Source organism: Natronococcus sp. A-GB1 (assembly GCF_029688845.1).
Taxonomy (GTDB): domain Archaea; phylum Halobacteriota; class Halobacteria; order Halobacteriales; family Natrialbaceae; genus Natronococcus.
Genome location: NZ_JARUKW010000020.1, coordinates 32,686 through 48,274, shown reverse-complemented (window position 1 = coordinate 48,274; position 15,589 = coordinate 32,686). Strand labels below are relative to the sequence as shown.

Sequence of the window (15,589 nt, the reverse complement as noted above, 5' to 3'; positions counted from 1 at the left end):
GCGTAGCTGGCAGCAACCGAGAGCAGCTATCGAAAACTGTCTCCGAGACCGTGTCTCATACGGTTTACTGTACGTCATGACCGGCGCACCCGCCCCACGGGTCGCGGTTACGCCGGGATATCGGTACAGCAATCCGTATCAGGCGACTCGCTCGAGGACGCGTTCGCGAACCACGAGCAGACACGGCAACACGGTAAGGCAGGCGATAAAGGCGAAGATGATGCTCAGCCCCGTCACCAGCCCGAACCGCTGGAGCGGTGGCGCCAGCGCGAGCGCGAGCACGCCGAAGCCGGCCGCCGTGGTCAGCGCGCTGCCCAGGAGCGCTCCGCCGGTACCGGTGACCGTCGCGGCGAGGGCGTCCTGCAGAGAGTCGCGACGGTTCGACTCGTCCTGAAACCGCTCGCCGACGTGGATGCTGTAGTCGACGCCGAGCCCGATCGCGAGGCTCGTGATGACGGCCGTCTCGCTGTTGAAGGGGACGTCGAGCAGGGCCATCGTCCCGAGCAGCCACGCCAGCGCGGCGACCACCGGGGCGAGCGTGATCGCCCCCAGCGTGAGTGCGCGGTGGCGCACCCAGTACAGCACCGTCAGGAAGACCAGAATCACGACCAGCGTGACCGCGAAGGCCTGGACGAGCGTCTCGAGCAGCGCGTCCTGAACGACGGCGTTCGTCACGGGGCCGCCGGTCGCGATCGCCGACACCGGGGCGTCGCCCTCGATGACGCTCGCGAGAGCGCGCGTGTCGTCGGCGACGGCCTGCGCGGAGGCGTCGCCGCGCACGTCGACGAGCATCCGCGCGGTCTCGTACTCGCCGTCGTCGGTGCGGTACAACACGGTAGCGGCTGCGTCCTCGTCGGCCTCGTACAGTTCGTCGTACAGCCCCTCGAGGTCCTCGTCGGGCAGCCCGTCGCCGTCCGTGTCGCGCTCCTCCAGAGCCGCGGCGACGGACTCGTTCTCGTCGGCGACCTCCTGGATCACCGAAACCGGACTTTCAATCGAGGGGACGCCGCCCGGACCGGTCGCGATCGTGCCGCTCGAGTCGCCGTCGATTCCCGCGGTCCCGTTCTCGATCGCGGCCAGCGTCGCGGGATCGGTGACGTCGCCGCGTATCAGTATCTGGGCCTGACTCCCCTCCCCTTGCTCCTGGAAGTTGTCGCCGAGGTAGGCGGCGTCGTCGCTGATCGTGTACGTGTCGGGCGCCAGTGGCCCCGGGAGCGACTTCGCCCAGTCGGGGGCGTCCTCGGGCAGGAAGTCGGCCTCGTTGAACTCGGTGTCGATCCCCGTGGCGCCGTACGCTCCGCCGATCGCGAGCAACAGCGCGACGGCGACGACGGCCAGCGGCGCGCGCTGGACCAGCGAGACGACCCCCGAGAGCGCGCGGTTAACCGGACCTGCGCTCCGGCCGAAGGGGTCCTTCTGCCGATCGATTCCGAACCGTCCCTCGAGCAGGTCGTCCACCTCAACTTTCAGCGCGGGCACGAGGACTGCGAAGGCGACGAACGTCGCGAGGATCCCGCCAGCCGAGAGGATCGCGAAGTCCTGGATCGCGGGCAGCGGACTGACGACGTTCGAGAGGAAGCCGACCCCGGTCGAGAACGTCGCGGCCGCGAGCGCGAGGACGACGCCGGCCAGGCCGAGGCGCATTCCGTTTCGGGCTGTTCGCCCGTCGCTTCCTCCGTCAGCGGCCGGTTCTTCGACCGTCTCCGGATCGGCGCCTCCGCGCGTGTCGCGCTCGAGAACGCCAGCCCTCGCCTCCCGTGACCGCATGATAACGTGTAACGAGTAGTCGATGCTGAGCCCGATCAGCAGGAACGGAACTGCGATCAGCAGCTGGCTCGTGGGAATCTCGAGCCACCCGAGGATGCCGGCGAGCCAGGCCATCACGACGCCGATTCCGAACAGGCTGACCAGCACGTCGACGACGTCGCGGTAGGCGACCCCGAGCGCGAACAACACGAGCACGAGCGCGACGGGGGTGATTATCGCGAAGCTGTCGCCGACCGCGTTGCTCGAGGCCTCGTCGGTGACGCCCTGACCGAAGAGGAAGGCGTCGTCGAAGCGGTCCTCGACGAGGCCGTCGATCTCGACCTGGGCCGCGTAGGCGGCCTCCGGATCGTCGTCCTCGCCGCTGTCGTCGACCTGGAAGAGGAAGGCGATCCGTGACTCGGCGGTCGTCGAACCCGGCTCGTAGTCGCTCGGCAGAAACTCGTATGGGTCCTCACCCTGGTTGTCCGCGTCGGGGTCGAGGACGTCGGCCAGCAGCTCCTCGACCTCTTCGTCCGAGCGGTCCTCGAGCGCCTCGATCTGCTCCTCGAGCGTGGGCTCGCTGGTATCAGGGGGCCCCTCGGCTTCGGCCGCGCGGTCCTCGAACACCGCCCCCGTCGCGACGACGTTCTCGAGAGCGACGAAGCCTTCGTCGGCGAGCGTCTCGTTCAGGGACTCGTTCTCGCGGACCTCCTGTTGCAGATAGAGGCCCTCGAGCAACGACTCGCGCGTGAGCACGTCGCCGCCTTCGTCCCGGACGACGAGTTGGGCCACGACCCGGTCGTCCGTTCCGTAGGTCTCGTCGATCTCCTCGAGGGCCTCGGTCTCCTCGGAGTCGGTCTCGAACTGGCCGATCTCGCCGTCCTCGCTCTCGCCGATCGCGGCGCCGGCGGCGACGACGGCGGTGAGCACGAGCACGAGCAGAACGACCAGCTTGCTGTGGGAGACGATCAGGTCGGCGTAGCGGTCGGCAATCGACCCGCCCATTCGTTATCGTCCCCTGCGGTGTACTGATGCGTCGGAAGCCGGCTTTCGAGCGGCTCGTCGGGGGCCGGGCGACGCTCGATCCTCGAGGGACGAGTCCGAAACGTCGACGCTCGACCGTTCGCTGGCGATCATGTACATCCCTCGAACCCAAGCGTTCATATCGGTTCGCATAGAAGCCAATGTCGTATAATCGGAAACCGATTATGAACACCGATATCGACCGCGACCGAGGGATGTTGACGCCGGCCGATCGGGCGTTTCTGCTCGGTGAACGGGAAATGGGCCACGAGCAGTCCCGGCGAAACGCCGAGGCGCGCGTCCGTCGGCGCGTCGTCGACGCGATCCTCGATTTCGACCTGCTGTTGCACACGCTCTCGGCGAAGGATCGCCGGCAGGTCTTCGAGGAACTGACGAGCGACGCGGACACGCTGGACGGGCTCAAGGCCGTGCTCGCGTTCGCCTACGTCGGGACCGATGAACAGGGCGTCGACTTCGCGGACGTACTGGTGCCGGCCGTCCGCCACTCCGAGGAGGCCTGTGCTGCCTCGAGACGCGGCGCGAACGTCTCCGTCGACGTCACCTTTGAGGTCGAAACCAGCGTCGAATCGACCCTCGAGGGCGTCGCCGACCGTCTCGACGCCGGCGACCCCGTCACCCCGCGGGAGCTGTTCTCGCTCGTGATGCAGGGTGAACACGATCCCGGAAGGCACGACCGAATCGACCTCGCCGTCGGCGGCGAGGCGGACGTCGACGACCAGTTCCTCGAGCGGCTGGCGACCTACCTCGAGGGCGAGCTTCGCCGACCGACGCCGTCTCGAGCCGTGATTCGGCTTTCCGGCTAACTCCACTCGAGCGACGCGAAACACCTAACAGCGCCCGCGCAGAAGTAGTGCTATGATCCGCGCTGTCGGACCCGGCGCGTTCCGCGACGTCGTTTTCGTAGGGGCTCCGTAGCCCCACACGCCAACCCCGTATCGACGGATGTATTGTAGCCGACCAGCATTCACCGACAACGACCGGTATGTACGATCGAATCCTCCCCACGACGACGCACCGACGACGCCCCCCTCGGGCGGTGAGAGCATGAGTACGGACCCCGAAACCCGCGAGCGAGAGGAGCCGAGTCTCGAAGGCGGCTACGACCCCGAAGCCGTCGAAAACCGCTGGCAGAATCGCTGGGTCGACGCCGAGGTGTACGCCTACGACGGCGACCCTGGACAGGATCCCAACACCACTTACGCGATCGACACGCCGCCGCCGACGGTCTCAGGAAGTTTGCACATGGGTCACCTCTACGGTCACACGATCCAGGACTTCGCGGCCCGGTTCCAGCGAATGTACGACGGTGACGTCCTCTTCCCGTTCGGCTACGACGACAACGGGATCGCCAGCGAACGGCTGACCGAGAAAGAACTGGACATCCGCCACCAGGATTACGAACGCCGCGAGTTCCAGAAGCTCTGTCGCGAGGTCTGCGAGGAGTACGAGGCCGAGTTCACCGACAAGATGCAGGGACTGGGCTGTTCGATCGACTGGGGTCACACCTACAAGACGATCGAACCCCGCGTTCGGCGCGTCTCGCAGCTCTCCTTCCTCGATCTCTACGAGAAGGGACGCGAGTATCGGAAGAAAGCGCCCGCGATCTGGTGTCCCGACTGCGAGACAGCGATCTCGCAGGTCGAAATGGAGGACGACGAGCGCGGCTCGCACTTCAACGACATCGCGTTCGGCGTTGCTAGCGACGGCACGGACCGCGAGGAGTTCGTCATCTCGACGACCCGTCCAGAACTGATCCCGGCCTGCGTCTCCGTCTTCGTCCACCCCGACGACGAGGCGAACCAGGACCTCGTCGGCGAAACCGCTCGAGTGCCGATCTTCGGCCACGAGGTGCCGATCATCGCCGACGACCGCGTCGACATGGAAAAGGGCAGCGGCGTCGTCATGTGCTGTACGTTCGGCGACCAGAACGACATCGAGTGGTACCAGGCCCACGACCTGCCGCTGCGAGTGGCGATCGACGAGTCCGCGACGATGACCGACCTGGCCGGCGACTACGAGGGCATGTCGACCGAGGAGGCCCGCGAGGCCATCGTCGAGGATCTCGAGGACGAGGGCGTCCTGCGCGATCGCTGGGAGATTTCCCACGCCGTGCAGGTCCACGAACGCTGCGAGACGCCCGTCGAGTACCGCGTCTCCAAGCAGTGGTACGTCGAGATTCTCGACCACAAGGAGGAGTACCTCGAGGCCGGCCGCGAGATGGACTGGTACCCCGAGAAGATGTTCTCGCGCTACCGACACTGGATCGAGGGCCTCGAGTGGGACTGGCTGATCTCCCGCCAGCGCGACTCGGGGATCCCGTTCCCGGTCTGGTACTGCAGCGAGTGCGACCACGAGGTCATGGCTCGTCGGAAGGACCTGCCCGTCGATCCGCTCTCGGACGAGCCGCCGATCGACACCTGCCCCGAGTGTGGGAACGACACGTTCGACCCCGAGGAGGACGTCTTCGACACCTGGGCGACCTCCTCGCTGACGCCGCTGATCAACGCGGGCTGGGACTGGGACGAAGAGGCCCAGGAGTTCTCGATGGCGAATCCGGAGCTCTACCCGTTCGACCTCCGTCCGCAGGGCCACGACATCATCTCGTTCTGGCTCTTCCACACCATCGTCAAGTGCTACGAGCACACCGGCGAGGTCCCCTTCGACGCGACGCTAATCAACGGCCACGTGCTCGACGAGAACCGGGAGAAGATGTCCAAATCGAAGGGCAACGTCGTCGCCCCCGAGGAGGTGCTCGCGGAGTATCCCGTCGACGCGGTGCGGTTCTGGGCGGCCAGCGCCGCAGTCGGTGACGACTTCCCCTACCAGGAGAAGGACCTCACCGCGGGCGAGAAACTACTACGCAAGCTCTGGAACGCCTCGAAGCTCGTCGACAATCTGGCACCCGCAGCTCCCGAGGGGCCGGCCGAACTCGAGGCGATCGACCGCTGGCTGCTCGCCGAACTCGACGACGCGATCGAGGAGCTCACGGGCCACCTCGAGGCCTACGAGTTCGCAAAGGCTCGCGACCGTCTCAGAACCTTCTTCTGGAACACGTTCTGCGACGACTACCTCGAGATCGCCAAGGAGCGCGAGGACAACCCCTCGACGCAGTACGCGCTGCGAACCGCCCATCGCACGTTCCTCGAGCTGTGGGCGCCGTTCTTGCCCCACGTCACGGAGGAGATCTGGCAGGCGCGCTACAGCGAGGCGCAACGCGCCTCGGAAGATCGAGCGGCGGAGCCGCGAGAGAGCGGAGACCTCGCCGAAACGAGCATCCACGTCCGCGACTGGCCGACCCCGCAGGGGTACGAGGCCGACCTCGAGGCCGGCGAGACCGCGATGGAGGTCATCTCGGCGCTGCGTCGCTACAAGAGCCAGAACCAGCTCTCGCTGAACGCCGATCTCGAGGCCGTCTCGGTGTACGGCCCGATCGAGGGCTTCGAGGACGCCATCCAGAACGTGATGCACGTCCAGGAGCTCGACGTGCTCGAGGAGCCTCCGGAGATCACGACCGAGGTCGCCTCGATCGACCTCGACTACTCGACACTCGGCCCCCGCTACGGCTCGAAGGTGGGCGAAATCGATTCGGGAATCGAGAGCGGGGAGTACGAGATTGACGACGGCGATGGTGTGCTGCGAGTCGCCGGCGAGGAACTCGAGGACGAACTGTTCGAAGTCGATCTCGAGCGCACCTACTCGGGCGACGGCGAGATGCTCGAGACCGATTCGGCGATCGTGATCCTCGAGTAGGCGCCCGGGCTCGAATCTCGATTGCGATACTGCGTTACGTATAGAGTGCGTATCTCTCGTCGACTGGTGCTCTTTCGACGCTTGCAGATTCGTCATGGGGTGACGCTTTGAAACTGACCCACATAGTGAGACGAAATGGAGTACTTCGTTACAGGAGCGACTGGCTTCATGGGGACGAAACTCGTCGAACGATTAGTGGACGATGGTCACGACGTCACCGCGTTAACGCGGTCCCGTTCGAACGCGGGCCATCTTCCCGACGATGTGACCGTAGTCAAGGGAGATATCACCGACAAAGAGAGCATGCGCGAGCCGATGGCCGGGGTCGATCGTCTCTTTCACATGGCTGCATGGTGGTTCATCGGTCCGGGGCCCAAAGAACGTAGGCTGGCCCAGCGGATCAATGTCGAGGGGACTCGTAACGTTCTCGAACTGATGGACGAACTCGACATCCCCAAAGGCGTCTACACCAGCACCGTCGGTGTCTATGGCAACACTGACGGCGAGATCGTTGACGAATCGTATCGCCCTGACAAGCCGGGTCTCTCCGTCTACTTCGACACGAAGTGGCGTGCTCACTACGAGGTCGCTGGGCCAATGATGGACAACGGGTTGCCGCTGGTTATCGTCCAGCCTGGCGGGGTCTACGGCCCGGGAGACAAGGAGTACGGGTCACTCCGCGAAGGCTTCGTGAACTGGTTGCAGGGCGACCTCCCGATGTTCCCACGACGATTTGCTCTCCCGTACGATCACGTCGACGATACTGTTCGTGGTCTTCTACTTGCGATGGAATCGGGAGACGTTGGAGAAGAGTACATCATCTCGAGCGAGTCCCGTGAGGTGATCGAAGTCTTCGATATCGCAGAAGATCTTACCGGTGTCTCTGCCCCACGAACCGTCTCGCCGTTATGGTTCAAACTTCTCGGGAAGATACTGACGCCGGTCGAATGGGTTACGACGCCCCCAGAAGGATTTGAACCAGAAACGTTCCGAACCTTTGGGGGGACGGAAATCCTGGTCGATAATTCCAAGGCAAAGCGGGAACTCGGGATCGAACACCGCACGATAGAAGACGGGCTTCGTGACTATCTTGCGTGGGAGATGGAACAACTCGGAATGGAAGGACAGACAACACCGTCACGGAACGCCGCTGACACTGTTCCTTGACTACCGCTTAACGCTGGCAAGCAGTTCCAATCTGCTACCGACGGTTGCTATATGTGGTCTCCGTATCTCGCATACCCCTACCGAGAGACAATCGATTGTCCGCTACACCTTCGCAAGAGACAAGGCGCGTATCGGTCACGGCACGCCGCTCAGGGTACCGGCTTGCACGAAGGACGGCTGAGACACCACGCAAGTTGGGACAGGCGCCCCCTCAAGACCGTTCAGGCGGTCGAAGGCTCGGCGGGTTCCCAGAGTCGCTCGAGGTTTGCAATCGCCGATTCTTGGTACTCACCGATCCGCTCGAGTGCACCCAGCACGCGTGGGTCGTCGAGGTGTTCGTTCATTCCTCGTGTATAGCTGAGTCGACAACGTTGTCGCCAGTCCTCGATGTCGGGTTCTGCCTGCCAGGCGGCGAAGGCCCGTAGCATGACGAGGGTTTGGCCGACTAATTTCTCCGCGTCGCCGAACCCGGGGTTGGGCGGGCACAGTCGGTTTTTCTCCGCGTCGTCGTCGCGGGTCGCCTCGACGTAGGCGGTGATAGCAGGGCTGAAGGGAATGGTTCCGGGAGCGATAATATACTGAATGGTAATCCGGTCGGGGGCGAAAATCGGCTGCGGCGGGGGTGTCTCGACGCCGCGAGCGGTGCAGTCGACGTGTACGTGCTGTGGGTCGGTAGATACGGACCCGTCGTCAAGCACGATGCGGTCGGCCTCAAGACGCTGGACGTATCCTTTGCGGATGACGGTGCGGATCCGGCGTAGGTTATCGCGTTCATCCTGGCTGAGGGTAGCCCCACGAAGAGTTTCAGGTTCGATCTCGGGATCGAGCGGGACCAGCACCTCGTTGTTTTCTAGTCGTTGGAAAAAGTCGTGAACGTCCTCAGCTACCGCAGCTGCTTTCATCCACAGCGAGAACGACTCCATGAACAACGGCACGTGTTCCAGGGGTTCAAAACTGCCCCGGGGGAAGGTCCAGGGGTCACGGGGTCGAATCCACCGGATCTCCCCCGGTGGAACACCCTGGCTGAGCAGCCAGCTGCAGGTGTCCATGGCCGTCTTCCCCGCACCGATGACGGTGAACCCGTCGGCTGGGTCGGCGAGCTCGACGAGTTCGTTGGGGGTGACCAGCCGCGTGTCCGGGTCGACGTCGAACGGCGGCGTGTGGGTCGTGGGTGTGGACGATTCCACGTAAGTGGCGTCCACGACCCGGCGCCGGACGGCCACCGCGGTCGTCTCGCCGGTCAGCCGGGACTCGAATCGATGGCTGCCCTCATCGGGACCGATGTAGTTGGACGTGCCGAAAAAGCGGACCTGCCCCGAGGCGAGCAGGTCCTTCTCGAGCACGCGGCGATAGTAGTCACAGATCTCCGCGCCGGTCGCCCGCTCGTAGAAGCCGGCGTTCGGGCCGACCTCGTCGATCTCGTCGGTGCCGAGCCGCCGCGAGTTGACCCCGTAGACCGCAGACGGATTGTGCAGCCGTACGAACGGGTAGGCGTCGTTCCAGTGGCCACCCGGATTCGCCCGCCGGTCTACCATCACGACATCGGCGTCGGACTCGTCGATCAACGTGTCTGTAAACGCCATCCCCGACGCCCCGGCACCCACTACCAGGTAATCCGTCTCAAGCGTCTCCATATCGAACCACCCCGGTCGTTAGACGCTCAGTGCGATTGCTGCCGGAAGAACCCCTGTTGATCTGTTTCTCGTCGGTTTCGAACTGATCACTCTCGTCTGTCATCTGATGGCTTCTCTATGCGACACAGTCACATATAGCCACTTTGTGACGGATCTGCAGGGGTTGAGCAGGAACTACTACGTGCAGGTCTATCGGTCAGTGAGGGATATGCGTCCTGCATCCATGTGACCAAATAACGTAGTGGTATCTGGTAGAAAACGCGGCAGGAACCAAGCGTGTGTAGTGAATACGCGGTTTAGCTATTTCAGTGTGAACAAATGAAGGGGTCGTGCTGCATATATGCTCTATAGTTAGGACGCCGTCCTTGACGACTATCGGTGAGCTCGAGTGGTACTCTGTTGGCTACTCGATCTGTACGTAACTCAGTGTCCGTCTCGGACAGACTCCTCAAACTGGCAGCAGTGAATTTCCACGCCCTCTCCAGCTAATTCGCTCGCTCATTCCGTTCGTTGGCTCATCCACAGGAAGGCACGAAGCGCCTTTCACGCTTTACTCGCTCTGTTCGCGAAGACCTCGCACGAAATCGAGCGACGGGGCGCTTGCCACTTGCCCTCGCTCAGCGCGCGCCACCGCGACATCGATCGGTCCTCGCCGCCACCCCTCACTACTCTCGAGTGCCCGTCACGGCCTCTTCCCGCCACGTCGCCGTCGCGGTCACCCGATCGCCGTCGACGTCGACCGACCGATCCTCGCCGGAAGCCCCGAGAAGGTCCTCGAGCGCGGCCTCGTCGGGGTCGTCGATAACCGCCGCGAACTCGCCAGTGGAGGTCTCGGCGTCTACGATAGAAAGCGAGGAGACGACCGTCTCGGCGTCCTCGAGGTCCTCGTAGTCGAAGTCGACGACTCCCCCGTCCCCCGCATTCGGTCCGTACTGACCGACGACGGCGTCGGCGCCCCCAGCGCTCGAGAGTACCCACGCGAACGCCTCGCTCTCGTCGGTCGCCTGCGCGCCGTCGCCCTCGGCGGCGCCGACGAACGTCTCGAGCGTCCCGATCGGATCGTCGGTTTCGGAAGCCACCGCGAGGGCGTCGTCGCCGACGGCGATCGCAGCGTCGCCGGCGTCGACCGGAGTGTAGACGTCGTACGCGCCGATCCCGTCCGTTCGCTCGAGCTGTCTGATGAACTCGGCCTCGGGTTCGGCGGTGACTCGGGCATCGATCTCTCCGGGGTCGATCGTCCCGAGCGCGACGAACGCCTCGGGCGTTCGGAGCAGTCCCTCGACGCTCGAGTCGAACGCCTCGTCGTCGAGGAGCCCGCCGAGGCGGTACTGCGCGAGGTCCAGTCCGACGTAGAAGTAGGTCCCGAGCGCCCCCTCCGAGACGGGCGCGATCATCGGGTCGGCCTCGTACTCCGGTGGCACCTCCTCGTCGGGTTCGGCGGCCTCGAGTTCGTCCGTCACGAACTCCTCGAGAGCGGCCCAGTCGAGGAAGGCGAACTCGAGGGGTGCGTCTGTGATCGGGAGCCACCGACTGTAGTCGGGAAGCTCGTCGTCCTCTTCCTGTGCGGTGACCGTGACGATGCTCGTCGTTCCGACGGTGGCCGCCGCCGTTGCACCCGCGAGCTTCAGTACGTCTCGTCGATCCGGTGTCATACGAAGGGTACACGCCGTCGGCTTCGATATAGCCCCGACCTTCGTTCCTCGCGGACCGACTGTTCGCTCGAGGGGACGACCCGCCTCAGATGTCCCGGCGCACGAAGACGAAAACGGCGACGCCGAGCAACGCAAGAAACGCCACGAGGAGAATTCCGGCGTCGGCGAACGCGTACTCCTCGCGAACGAGGATCGCCGTCTCGTCGTAGTACCGGCTCGGACCGACCGCGCCGATCCACTCGTAGTTTTCGTCCAATCGGGAGATACCCTCGACCAGCCACAGGACGAAGACGACGGTCAGTGCGGTTGCCCGGGCAGTCCGGACGTGGTCGATCACGACGGAGACGAGCAACCCGATCGTACCGCAGACCAGCAGGTACGGGATCGAGAGCAGGTGCACCATCGCGACGGCAACCGGATCGAGCGGTTCGCCGATGATGATCCCGCCGAGGAGGACGATCCCGCCGACGCCCACGTTCAGCACGACCAGCGGGAGCCAGAGGGCGGCAATCTTCTGGAGTACCACCGATTCACGCGAGACGGGATTGGAGAGCGTGAGGTCCATCTTCCGCTCGTCGACGTCTTTCGCGATCATGCCGGCGCCGACGTAGGCGAAGTAGATGCCGACGAGAACGATCCAGAAAAACGAGTAGATCTCCGCGGCGATGAACCCCTCGATGGTGTGCAGCGCTTCGATCCCGAACATGTCGAAAAAGACCGCAGGAAACGCCTCCTCGAGCAGTTCCGCCTCCTCCTGGATGCTCGGAAACATCGCGAAGTACATCGCGGCAAGCAGGGCGAAGACGACCACCAGCACGACCGAACTGCGGACGCGCTTGCCGGATTCGACGCGCAGGATGGCCGTCGCGGCGCCGCCGATAGCGGATTGCATGTCGAATTTCGACGCCTGGCGTGCGTTAGTGCCGTCGGATTCCGGTTTTGCCCCCATCAGATATCCCTCCGCGCGAACACCAAGAGTGCGAGTCCGAGCAGTGCGAGAAACGCCACCAGCAGGATCGCGGCGTCTCCAAGCGCATACTCCTCGTGGACGAGGATCGCGGACGGATCGTAGTACCGGCTCGGCGAGACGAGACCGATCCAGTCGTACTCCGGTGCCGTCTCCGAGAGCCCCTCGACCAGCCAGAGAACGAACACGAGTCCCAGCGCACCGGCTTGCGCGCTCTCGACGCGGTCGAGAGTGACGGAGAAGAGGATGCCGATCCCGGCACAGACCAGCAGGTACGGGACCGTGAGGAGATGCGCCACCCCGAGCGAGACGAGGTCGAGCGTCTCACCGATTGCCGCTGCCGCAGCGTACACGACGACGAATAGGCCGATATTCAGCGCCACCAGCGGCACCCAGAGCGCGGCGACCTTCTGGAGCACCACCGACTCGCGCGAAACCGGGTTCGAGAGCAACAGATCCATCCGGCGCGCGCGAACGTCTCCGGCGATCAGTCCACCAGCGGCGTAGGCGAAGTAGATCCCCGCGAAAAGGACCCAGATGACCGAGAAGATATAGCCGCCGACGAACCCCTCGATGGTGTGTAACTCCTCGATGCCGAGCAGGCCGACGAGAAACGCCGGAAACGCCTCCTCGATGAGCTCCGCCTCCTCGGCGAATGCCGGAAACACCACGAAGAAAAACGCCGAGAGGAGAGCGAACAGCCCCGTAAGGACGAGCGAGCTGCGAGACAGTTTCGTCGACTCGACCCGCAGGATCGCCGTCATCCCGCACCCGCCGGAGGATCGTCTCCGTAGTAGTGTTTGAAGATGTCGTCGAGCTGTGGATCGCTGATGTCGACGTCCTCGACCGCGAACTGGACGAGATACTCCAGCAATTCGGCGGGCTTGCCGGTGTAGGTGAACCGGACCGTGGCATCGATGATTTCGACGTTGATCATTTCCGACGTAACGAACGCCGACTCGTCCACCGGCGCTGCCAGCTGCACCCGGACGCGTTTGCCGCCGCGTTTGAGCAGGTCGTCGATCTCCTCGAGCGCGACCAGTTCCCCGTTCCGAATGATCCCGACTCGATCACAGACGCGTTGGACTTCGCTGAGGACGTGTGAGGAGAAGAAAATCGTCTTGCCGGCGTCGCGTTCCGCCTCGAGAAACGCGTGCATCCGATCCTGTTTGAGCGGGTCGAGGCCGGACGTCGGCTCGTCGAGAATCGCGAGGTCCGGATCGTGCATGAACGCCTGGACGATGCCGAGCATCCGTTTGTTCCCGTGGGAGTACGTTTCGACGCGCTTGTCCAGCGGCGGGCGAAACAGCTCGAGTAGCTCCTCGCGGCGCTCGTCGCCGCGCATCCGGGCGAAGTAGTCGAGCACCTGGCGTCCCGTCAGGCGCTCCTCGAAGCCGAGCGAGTCGGGAAGATAGCCGATATCGGCTTTCACGTCGGTGAGCGCCCGCCGATCTCGGATATCTGCACCCAGCACTTCCGCGGAGCCCGAGGTCGGTTTGATGAGACCGAGCAGCAGCCGGATCGTCGTGGTCTTGCCTGCGCCGTTCGGGCCGAGATAGCCGAAGATCTCGCCGGCCCCGACCTCGAAGCTAACGGTGTCGTTGGCGGTGACCTCGCCGTAGCGTTTGGTGAGGTCGTCCAGTCTGATCGGTGACGCGCCGCGGTCCGGTTCGGTGTCGAGGGTTTCGGTCTGGGCACACATACGTGACCACTCGTGTCGGGAACTCGCGGTCGGCCGCGACGACCGCTGTAGCTCGTTCGACACCGATCCCGAATATAAAGTCGTATTCACAGTAGCGAACACTCTCTTCTCGTGATGACGGAATCGGTCTCACCGAACGACGTCGGCAAACTGTGTCGTAACACAACACGACCGTTGACGACGGGGTGGCGGTCTCGTCGAAGCTACCGGCGAGCATCGTTCGACGTCCCGAAACTGGCGTTTCAGTTTGCCGGACATTTATGTTGGAAGTTGTGATACATCTGATATGCGCAGCCCCGTTTCGCGCCGCGCCCTCCTCGCACTCGGTGGGACGGGTATCGCAGGCGTCGGGTTCGGAGTAGCAACGAACGCCGATTCGGACCGACCGACTGCCGCACGAATCGACTGTCCCGACTATGGCGATCGGATCGACGCGACAGTTTGCAACGAGGCCGGCCGAGTGGGATTACTTTTCGAGCCGTCGACGGCGTCGATGACCGCTCCCGGATCGATCACGTTCGCGCTCAGGAACCGCTCCGGACGGACGTTCAACACGAACCAGTACGGCTGGCGACTCCACAAGTACGAGGACGGGACGTGGTTCAACGTTGCTCGTCGAACGATTCCGCTGCCGCTTCACTCGCTTCGCGTCGGCGGTTCGATGGAGTGGACGCTCTCGATCGACAACGACGGCCTCGAGAACGGCGGACGACTCGATTCGCCGGACCGGAGCCACGCTCGATTTCGGGGCCTCAGGGACGGGATCTACGCGTTCGGTATCGACGGCTGGTCGGCGAGCGACGACGCCGACGCGAAGACGGCGCTCGTCGAGACGTTCGAACTGACCGCGGAGCCACTGTCGCTCGAGCCCGCACCCACGGTTTCGTCGGTGGAGTGGAGCGAGGACGACGGGTCGGAGACGCTCGTCGCACGAACCGACCGGCTCAACGGCGCCGAGCGGGCTACGGCATACGAACTGGTTCGAGTTGACGGGTCGCGATCCGGCGAGCGCATTATTTTCGAACAAGTCGTTCGCGACGAGCAGCTCCGAACCCTGCTCGCGCTGGCCGAGAATCGCGGCGCGGGACGCGTCCGTCTCGAGGATCGACGCGAAACCGGCAGCCGGTTCGGGCGGACGGTCGACAACGGAGACATCCTCGAGTACGATGGCATCGAGTACCGGTTCGGGTCCCGAGATCTCGAGGAGTGATCGTCAGCTCCGCGGGCGCTCCGAGGACGCGAGCTCGCACTTCTTGACCCGCGTCGCGAGCGCGAAGAACAGTGCCAGCAGCACGAACGTCGTCTCGCCGGCCCCGACGACGCCCAGCGCGTCGGCGCCGAGGAACATCGGTTCGTCCTGGGCCACGGGGATCGTCGTGTGGTGGACGCCGTGGGGACCCTCGAGTATCGGAACGAAGTAGTCGACGATCAGGTTGAACGTATACCAGACGAGGGCGACGGCGACCCCCCAGACCGGAAAGTCGGTGATCCGATGGAGGACGAACGCCTGGACGACCATCGCGAGGTGGCTCCAGAACAGGAACTGGTACATCAACGGATGTGTCTGGGCGGCGTAGGTCTCGTAAAACACCAGTAGGGTGTACGGCGTCCACAGCCCGAGGACGATGTTTCCGAAGAAGGCCAGCGCGGTCAGCCAGGGCAGTTCGTGGCCCAGCTTCCAGGCGGCGATGGCGAGCGCGATAAACAGCGTCGCCAACGGGCTGTCTGGAACCCACGGCCACATCACCGTCGGCGTCGCCGCGAGCTGGGCCGAGTAGTACCAGAACCCGAAGGCGGTGCCCGCGAGGTTAATTGCGACGACGACCCACGCGAACCGCAGCCCGAGGTCCTCGAGCGTCTTCGGGACGGGAGCGAGGTAGCTCGGCAACGGATCGCGGTCGGGCAGCCCGGTCGACGCGGTCATCGT

Annotated in this window: 11 protein-coding genes; 4 read left to right on the top strand and 7 right to left on the bottom strand. The window is 64.2% G+C overall.

The features are described 5' to 3' along the window. Positions 1 to 138: 138 nt before the first annotated feature. Complete coding sequence (locus tag QA600_RS19320) at positions 139 to 2,751, bottom strand: MMPL family transporter (protein ID WP_278293567.1); 2,613 nt, start codon at positions 2,749 to 2,751, stop codon at positions 139 to 141. 203 nt (positions 2,752 to 2,954) lie between these two features. Between QA600_RS19320 and QA600_RS19315 the strand changes: the two genes are divergently transcribed. The 3 genes from QA600_RS19315 to QA600_RS19305 all read left to right on the top strand — a co-directional run bounded on the left by QA600_RS19315 (position 2,955) and on the right by QA600_RS19305 (position 7,707). Further along, positions 2,955 to 3,593, top strand: coding sequence for a hypothetical protein (locus QA600_RS19315; protein WP_278293566.1), 639 nt, complete (start codon positions 2,955 to 2,957; stop codon positions 3,591 to 3,593). Positions 3,594 to 3,834: 241 nt separating this feature from the next. Further along, positions 3,835 to 6,540 carry a valine--tRNA ligase gene (locus QA600_RS19310; RefSeq protein WP_278293565.1) on the top strand — a complete coding sequence of 902 codons (2,706 nt, stop codon included), beginning with the start codon at positions 3,835 to 3,837 and terminating at the stop codon, positions 6,538 to 6,540. Positions 6,541 to 6,675: 135 nt separating this feature from the next. Then, positions 6,676 to 7,707, top strand: a complete 1,032-nt coding sequence (locus QA600_RS19305; protein WP_278293564.1) for an NAD-dependent epimerase/dehydratase family protein — start codon at positions 6,676 to 6,678, stop codon at positions 7,705 to 7,707. A 221-nt stretch (positions 7,708 to 7,928) separates the two neighbouring features. On the opposite strand, the gene QA600_RS19300 is transcribed toward QA600_RS19305, so the two are convergent. The 5 genes from QA600_RS19300 to QA600_RS19280 all read right to left on the bottom strand — a co-directional run bounded on the left by QA600_RS19300 (position 7,929) and on the right by QA600_RS19280 (position 13,662). After that, a complete protein-coding gene (locus QA600_RS19300; RefSeq protein WP_278293563.1) occupies positions 7,929 to 9,341 on the bottom strand; it encodes an NAD(P)-binding protein in 1,413 nt (470 codons plus the stop codon). 665 nt (positions 9,342 to 10,006) lie between these two features. After that, positions 10,007 to 10,993: a hypothetical protein gene (locus QA600_RS19295; RefSeq protein WP_278293562.1), complete on the bottom strand. Its 987-nt coding sequence runs from the start codon at positions 10,991 to 10,993 to the stop codon at positions 10,007 to 10,009. Positions 10,994 to 11,078: 85 nt separating this feature from the next. After that, positions 11,079 to 11,885, bottom strand: a complete 807-nt coding sequence (locus QA600_RS19290; protein ID WP_278293561.1) for an ABC transporter permease subunit — start codon at positions 11,883 to 11,885, stop codon at positions 11,079 to 11,081. A gap of 56 nt (positions 11,886 to 11,941) precedes the next feature. Beyond that, positions 11,942 to 12,724 (bottom strand): ABC transporter permease subunit, encoded by a 783-nt coding sequence (locus QA600_RS19285; RefSeq protein ID WP_278293560.1) that lies wholly within the window; start codon positions 12,722 to 12,724, stop codon positions 11,942 to 11,944. Then, on the bottom strand, positions 12,721 to 13,662 hold the full coding sequence (locus tag QA600_RS19280; protein ID WP_278293559.1) for an ABC transporter ATP-binding protein: 942 nt from the start codon (positions 13,660 to 13,662) through the stop codon (positions 12,721 to 12,723). The genes QA600_RS19285 and QA600_RS19280 overlap by 4 nt, the downstream gene beginning before the upstream one ends. A 286-nt stretch (positions 13,663 to 13,948) precedes the next feature. On the opposite strand from QA600_RS19280, the gene QA600_RS19275 reads away from it, so the two are divergent. After that, a complete protein-coding gene (locus tag QA600_RS19275; protein ID WP_278293558.1) occupies positions 13,949 to 14,872 on the top strand; it encodes a hypothetical protein in 924 nt (307 codons plus the stop codon). 3 nt (positions 14,873 to 14,875) lie between these two features. Here QA600_RS19275 and QA600_RS19270 read toward each other — a convergent pair whose 3' ends face one another. Then, a complete protein-coding gene (locus tag QA600_RS19270) occupies positions 14,876 to 15,586 on the bottom strand; it encodes a DUF1405 domain-containing protein (RefSeq protein ID WP_278293557.1) in 711 nt (236 codons plus the stop codon). Positions 15,587 to 15,589 lie beyond the last annotated feature (3 nt).

What these genes read in the sequence shown, in the direction of transcription:
- QA600_RS19320 (WP_278293567.1), bottom strand. Translation starts at nt 2,751, where the DNA reads ATGGGCGGGTCGATTGCCGACCGCTACGCCGACCTGATCGTCTCCCAC.
- QA600_RS19315 (WP_278293566.1), top strand. Translation starts at nt 2,955, where the DNA reads ATGAACACCGATATCGACCGCGACCGAGGGATGTTGACGCCGGCCGAT.
- QA600_RS19310 (WP_278293565.1), top strand. Translation starts at nt 3,835, where the DNA reads ATGAGTACGGACCCCGAAACCCGCGAGCGAGAGGAGCCGAGTCTCGAA.
- QA600_RS19305 (WP_278293564.1), top strand. Translation starts at nt 6,676, where the DNA reads ATGGAGTACTTCGTTACAGGAGCGACTGGCTTCATGGGGACGAAACTC.
- QA600_RS19300 (WP_278293563.1), bottom strand. Translation starts at nt 9,341, where the DNA reads ATGGAGACGCTTGAGACGGATTACCTGGTAGTGGGTGCCGGGGCGTCG.
- QA600_RS19295 (WP_278293562.1), bottom strand. Translation starts at nt 10,993, where the DNA reads ATGACACCGGATCGACGAGACGTACTGAAGCTCGCGGGTGCAACGGCG.
- QA600_RS19290 (WP_278293561.1), bottom strand. Translation starts at nt 11,885, where the DNA reads ATGCAATCCGCTATCGGCGGCGCCGCGACGGCCATCCTGCGCGTCGAA.
- QA600_RS19285 (WP_278293560.1), bottom strand. Translation starts at nt 12,724, where the DNA reads ATGACGGCGATCCTGCGGGTCGAGTCGACGAAACTGTCTCGCAGCTCG.
- QA600_RS19280 (WP_278293559.1), bottom strand. Translation starts at nt 13,662, where the DNA reads ATGTGTGCCCAGACCGAAACCCTCGACACCGAACCGGACCGCGGCGCG.
- QA600_RS19275 (WP_278293558.1), top strand. Translation starts at nt 13,949, where the DNA reads ATGCGCAGCCCCGTTTCGCGCCGCGCCCTCCTCGCACTCGGTGGGACG.
- QA600_RS19270 (WP_278293557.1), bottom strand. Translation starts at nt 15,586, where the DNA reads ATGACCGCGTCGACCGGGCTGCCCGACCGCGATCCGTTGCCGAGCTAC.